Annotated in this window: 2 protein-coding genes; one reads left to right on the top strand and one right to left on the bottom strand. The window is 67.5% G+C overall.

What is annotated here, in order from left to right:
• A partial coding sequence (locus tag HW837_RS48000) for a rodlin (RefSeq protein ID WP_272875596.1) occupies positions 1-266 on the bottom strand: 266 nt, incomplete at its 3' end.
• Between the two features lie 253 nt (positions 267-519).
• Here HW837_RS48000 and HW837_RS48005 point away from each other — a divergent pair.
• Positions 520-782 (top strand): rodlin (locus HW837_RS48005; RefSeq protein WP_319703626.1); only part of this gene is annotated, 263 nt, incomplete at its 3' end.

Genomic DNA, 782 nt, shown 5'->3' on the forward strand with positions numbered 1-782 from the left:
ACGGAGACTCCGGCGAGGAGTCCGAGGCCACCGAGGTTGCCCTTGACCGGCAGACCGACACAGGGCTTGTTCAGCGAGCCCTGGACCAGCGAGAGCTGCGGGCTCATGTCGCCCTTGGTCACCGAGTTGCCGAACGCCTGGCTGGCACCGTTGCCGCTGAACGACGTGGTCCCACCGTCGTCCGCGAGAGCCTGGGGGGCGGCGGCGGCCGCGAGGCCGGTGATGGAAGCGGCGACCGAGACCGCGGCCATTGCCTTCTTGAGCATTTCGCATTCCTTTCCTGGCGGACCCGCAGGTCCCTGCTCTGGCAGCAACGGCGGCGTACCTCCACCGGTTTCGACACATCACCCGTTCGGCCCGCTCGCGCCGGCGAATTCCGGAGCACCGGCAAAACGTCGCACGCCCCGCTTTCACTCCTCCGCATGGGCCGACGGAGTGAATCGGAGCAACCGGGAAGTCCGGCGGAAGTTGTCCAGGGCGCTCCGGTGGAAACGGGGTTCTTCCAGAAGGGAATCGCACGTGATCAAGAAGATGATGACCGCAGCGACGATCGCCGCCTCCGTCGTCGGAGCATCGGCCGCCGCCGCGCCCCAGGCGCTCGCCGACGACGCCGGCACCACGACCTTCAGCGGGAACGACGCGCATCAGGTGTACGGCAACTCGGCCACGTACGGGAACATGAGCCCGCAGATGGCGCTGATCCAGGGCTCGTTCAACAAGCCCTGCATCGGCCTGCCCGCGAAACTCAACCTCGGCGGCATCGGACTCATCGGGATCTCCGC

Source organism: Streptomyces caniscabiei (assembly GCF_014930365.1).
GTDB lineage: Bacteria > Actinomycetota > Actinomycetes > Streptomycetales > Streptomycetaceae > Streptomyces > Streptomyces caniscabiei.